The organism is Streptomyces populi, assembly GCF_002911015.1.
Taxonomy (GTDB): domain Bacteria; phylum Actinomycetota; class Actinomycetes; order Streptomycetales; family Streptomycetaceae; genus Streptomyces; species Streptomyces populi.
The window spans coordinates 1-4,772 of the sequence record NZ_KZ627056.1 but is presented as its reverse complement, the minus strand read 5'-3'; the positions used below and the strand labels follow the sequence as shown (position 1 = coordinate 4,772).

The 4,772-nt window shown below is 75.0% G+C and carries 3 protein-coding genes and 2 pseudogenes; 3 read left to right on the top strand and 2 right to left on the bottom strand.

Features of this window, described 5'->3' with window-relative positions; translation table 11 throughout:
* A pseudogene (locus CW362_RS45175) lies at positions 1–796 on the top strand (hypothetical protein); the annotation flags it as partial.
* Here the strand turns inward: CW362_RS45175 and CW362_RS42370 are convergent.
* Positions 761–1,918, bottom strand: a complete 1,158-nt coding sequence (locus CW362_RS42370) for an NADH-quinone oxidoreductase subunit D (protein ID WP_162684439.1) — start codon at positions 1,916–1,918, stop codon at positions 761–763. The pseudogene CW362_RS45175 and the gene CW362_RS42370 overlap by 36 nt on opposite strands.
* 25 nt (positions 1,919–1,943) lie before the next feature.
* Between CW362_RS42370 and CW362_RS42365 the strand changes: the two genes are divergently transcribed.
* Together CW362_RS42365 and CW362_RS42360 are read left to right on the top strand one after the other, a co-directional pair.
* Complete coding sequence (locus tag CW362_RS42365) at positions 1,944–2,447, top strand: PH domain-containing protein (RefSeq protein WP_103554901.1); 504 nt, start codon at positions 1,944–1,946, stop codon at positions 2,445–2,447.
* 110 nt (positions 2,448–2,557) lie between these two features.
* Positions 2,558–3,856 (top strand): PH domain-containing protein, encoded by a 1,299-nt coding sequence (locus tag CW362_RS42360; protein ID WP_240658347.1) that lies wholly within the window; start codon positions 2,558–2,560, stop codon positions 3,854–3,856.
* A 255-nt stretch (positions 3,857–4,111) separates the two neighbouring features.
* On the opposite strand, the pseudogene CW362_RS45170 reads toward CW362_RS42360, so the two are convergent.
* Positions 4,112–4,772, bottom strand: a pseudogene (locus tag CW362_RS45170) (hypothetical protein); the annotation flags it as partial.

Sequence of the window (4,772 nt, the reverse complement as noted above, 5' to 3'; positions counted from 1 at the left end):
CGTGCCCGTGGACGTCGCCGAGGCGGGGCCGGACGGGGTGCCGCGGCTGGTCCTCGTCCGCGGCGACGGGACCGAACGTCTCGGGGAGCCCGTCTCCGGGGAGGACGCCCGGTGGCTGCGGAACTGGTGGTGGCCGCCGGCCGGCACGGGTCCCGCCCCGGGACCACGGCAGGACCCCACGCCCGTACAGGGGGGACCCCGCTCGCCGGGAGCACGACCGGACCCCGCACCCGCACAGGAAGCACCCCGTCCCGCGGGGGCGGACGGGGCACCCGGAGCGCCCCTCGCGCCTGCCGAGGGCGCCCGCGCCGAGATCGGGCTCCCCCGGGACCTCGCCTGGGCCTCCGCCGTGTCCACGCTCGACCGGGGTCTCGCCGTCGCCGTCGACTACGCGCACCTCGCGGGCGGACGGCCGCCCTTCGGGACCCTCACCGGTTTCCGGGAGGGCCGCGAGACGGCGCCGGTGCCGGACGGCTCGTGCGACATCACCGCGCACGTGGCGCTCGACGCGTGCGCGCTGCCCGGGGGCCGCGTGGTGACCCAGCGCGCGGCACTGCGCGCGCTGGGCGTGAGCGGCGCCCGCCCTCCGCTCGCCCTGGCGTCGGCCGACCCGGCCGCCTACGTGCGCGCCCTCGCGGGCGCGGGCCAGGCCGCGGAACTCACCGCGCCGGACGGGCTGGGCGGCTTCGGCTGGCTCCTCCAGCCCGTCGGCTTCCCCGACGGGCTCCTGGACTCCCCCGACGCCGTCCTGCGCGACGCCCTACTTGTCGATGTCCCCGACCACGAAGAACAGTGACCCCAGGATCGCCACCATGTCGGCGACCAGCGTCCCGGGCAGGAGTTCGGTGAGCGCCTGGATGTTGTTGAAGGAGGCGGACCGCAGCTTCAGCCGGTACGGGGTCTTCTCGCCCTTGCTGACGAGGTAGTAGCCGTTGATGCCGAGGGGGTTCTCGGTCCAGGCGTACGTGTGCCCCTCGGGCGCCTTCAGGACCTTCGGCAGGCGCTGGTTGACCGGGCCGGGAGGCAGCTCGGCCAGCCGGTCGAGGCAGGCGTCCGCGAGGTCCAGGGAATTGTGCGTCTGCTCCAGGAGGCACTCGAAGCGGGCCAGGCAGTCGCCCTCCTCGCGCGTGACGACCCTCAGGGTGTCCTGGAGCTCCCCGTAGGCGAGGTAGGGCTCGTCGCGGCGCAGGTCGAAGTCGACGCCGGAGGCCCGCGCGATGGGGCCGCTCACGCCGTACGCGTGCACGGCCTCCGCGCTGAGGACGCCCACCCCGCGCGTACGGCCCCGGAAGATCTCGTTGCCGAGCACCAGGTCGTCGTACACGCCCATCCGCGAGCGCAGGGCGGCGACACAGGCACGCGCGCGTGCGGTCCATCCGGCCGGGAGGTCCTCCTTGAGGCCGCCGACACGGTTGAACATGTAGTGCATGCGCCCGCCGGAGATCTCCTCCATGACGTGCTGCAGTTCCTCGCGCTCGGTGAAGGCGTGGAAGATCGGGGTGATCCCGCCGAGCTCCAGGGGGTAGGAACCGAGGAACATCAGGTGGTTGAGGACCCGGTTGAGCTCCGCGAGCAGCGTGCGCATCCACACCGCGCGCGCGGGGACCTCCATGCCGAGCATCCGCTCCACGGCGAGGACGACGCCCAGCTCGTTCGAGAAGGCCGACAGCCAGTCGTGGCGGTTGGCGAGCATGATGATCTGGCGGTAGTCGCGCGCCTCGAAGAGCTTCTCGGCGCCGCGGTGCATGTAGCCGATGACCGGCTCCGCGTGCTGGATCCGCTCACCGTCGAGTACGAGCCGCAGTCGCAGCACGCCATGGGTCGAGGGGTGCTGGGGTCCGATGTTGAGCACCATGTCGGTGCTCTCGGCGGCGCCGCCGATGCCGACCACGGTCTCCGTCGTGGGAGTCATGGCCACAGTCTCTCGTACGTACGCTTGCTCCATGGAGACGGGGAGCGCGCGGACCGGGGAGAGCGCGCCGGGGGAGCCGGTCTGGACCGGACTGCCTCCGGGGCTGCTGCGCATGCGGCGACTGCTGCTGGTGGTGTGGCTGGGAATCCTGACGATCGCCTCCGGGGTGCTCCTCGCCCTGTTCGCGGGTCCGGGCTGGGCGGCCTTCGCCCTGCTGCCGCTCGCCCTCGCCGCGTGGGGCTGGCGCATGCTGGGCCGCAACTGGCGCTCCTGGCGGTACGCGGAACGCGCGGACGACCTGCTGATCAGCCGGGGGGTGCTGTGGCGTGAGGAGACCGTGGTCCCGTACGGGCGCATGCAGCTCGTCGAGGTGACCTCCGGTCCCCTGGAACGTCATTTCGGACTCGCCAGCGTGCAGCTCCACACCGCCGCCGCGGCCACCGACGCGTGCATCCCGGGTCTCGACCCGGCCGAGGCCGAACGGCTGCGGGACCGGCTGACCGAACTGGGCGAGGCCCGATCGGCGGGACTGTGAGCACGGCCGCACCGGACCCCTCGGGGCACCCGTCCGCCGCGCCCGACAGCCCTCCCGGTGCGGCGGCCGTACCGGACGGCGAGGGCTCCGTACCGGGCGGCGAGGGCTCTCTGCCGGACGGGAAGCAGCCGTCCGAGCGGCGGTTGCACCCGGTGACCCCGCTCCGGCGCGCCTGGGCGCCGGTCGCCGTGCTGGCCGGCTGGGCCGTCCACGACCCGGGCCAGGCGCAGGAGCGGCTGACCGGACTCACGACGACCGCGCTGCTCCTCGGCCTCGCCGTGATCGTCCCGGGCGCCGCCCTCTACGGCTTCCTGAGCTGGTGGTTCACCCACTTCGCGGTGACCGACACCGAACTGCGCATCCGTACCGGCCTGTTGTTCCGCCGCACCGCGCACATCCGGCTCGAACGGCTCCAGGCCGTCGACGTCACCCAGCCGCTGCTGGCCCGCGTGGCGGGCGTCGCCAAGCTCAAGCTCGACGTCGTCGGGACGGACGAGAAGGACGAGCTGGCCTACCTGGGCGAGGGCGAGGCCCGACGGCTGCGTGCCGAACTCCTCGCCCGGGCGGCCGGGTTCGCGCCCGAGTCCGCCGGCGAGGTCGGCGAGGCGCCGGTCCGCCGGCTGCTGCACGTCCCGCCCGGCGTCCTCGCCGCCTCCCTGCTGCTCACCGGCGCCACCTGGGCCTCCCTGGTCGCCGCGCTCGTCGTCCCCACGCTGCTGTGGTTCGCCACGCACAGCGTCTGGACGGTCCTCGCGACCGGACTTCCCCTGCTCGGCGCGGCGGGCGCGAGCAGCGTCGGGCGCTTCGTCGGCGAGTACGACTGGACGGTGGGCGAGTCGCCCGACGGCCTGCGCATCGATCACGGGCTCCTGGACCGCGCGCACGAGACGGTGCCGCCCGGCCGCGTGCAGACCGTACGGATCGTCGAACCCCTGCTGTGGCGCGGCAGATGGGTGCGCGTCGAACTGGACGTGGCCGGGTCGTCGAACTCGGTCCTCGTGCCCGTCGCCCCGCGCGAGGTCGCCCACGCCGTGATCGCCGCGGTGCTGCCCGGCGTGGCCGTTCCCGAGGCCCTGGACCGCCCTCCGCGGCGGGCGGGCTGGTGCGTGCCGTTCTGGTGGCGCGGGTACGGACTCGCCGTCACCGGCACCGTGTTCGCCACGCGCCGCGGGCTGCTGCGGCGCCGCCTCTTCCTCGTCCCGCACGCGAAGGCGCAGAGCGTCCGGCTGACCCAGGGGCCCTGGGAACGCCGCAAGGGGCTGGCCGACGTCCACGTCGACGCCGGGGCCGGCAGGACGGTGACGGCGCGGCTGCGGGACGCCACGGAGGCGGCGGACCTCCTCCGCGCGCAGGCGGACCGGTCCCGCACGGGACGGCGGGAGGCCCCGCCGGACCGGTGGATGGCCTGAGCCACGACGGACCGGGGAAGCCAGAGGAAGTCGGGGGCGGACCGGGGAAGCCAGAGGAAGTCGGGAACGGGCCAGGAAGGCCGGGGGCGGGCCGGGAAGGACCGAGGAGCCGGGTCGGGTCGGGTGCCCGGGGGTTTCTCCGGGAAGTCCGGGGCGGGAGGCACGGAACCCGGTCGAGGGGGCTCTCACGGACCGAGGGCAGTGGCGGGATGCCACTGCCCTCGGTCCGTCACGCCCGTCCGGCGGGCGCCCGGTTCAGGAAGCCGCGCTCCGCAGCCCCGTCATGTCGATGTGCTCGGTCTCGTCGTGCTCGGTCAGGTCGATGACCTGACGGTCGGCGCCGTCCGGGGCCCCGCCCGTGGACTCGGCCTCGTGTGCGGCGAGCGCCTCCTGGCCGACCACGTCGGCGAGGTCCTCGTTCTGCACGGCCTCCATCGCGGCGTCGTCGCCCGCCTCCTTCTGCGTACCGAAGAAGTCGAACCCTCCCTCGGCCGAGGGGCGCCGCACCGGCGCGGTGTGCGGGACGACGGCCACCGCCGTCGGCACGGTGAAGTGTCCGGAGCGCTTGGCGGGAGGAAGCGCCGCCCGCGCCGGCGGTGCCGCCACCGCCCGGGGAGACGTATCGGGCGCGGCGGGCGACGGCTCGGCCTCGGCGGCCGCGCGCTCGTGCTCGCGGGCCGCCTCGGACTGCCCCTGCGCCCCGCCCTCCTCCGCGGCGGGGGCCGGGGACGGTTTCGTCCCGGGGGCCGGATCGCTCTTCGCGGCGGCCTCCTCGTTCGCGACCGCGTCCCGCTCGGCCGCCAGGTCCCTCGTCGCCACCAGTTCCTTGGTGGCGGTCGCGCCCTTCTGCATCGCCGCGCGCTTCTTGGCCGCCGCGTCCCGCCTGACGGCCGCGTCCAGCGCGGACCCGCCGTGA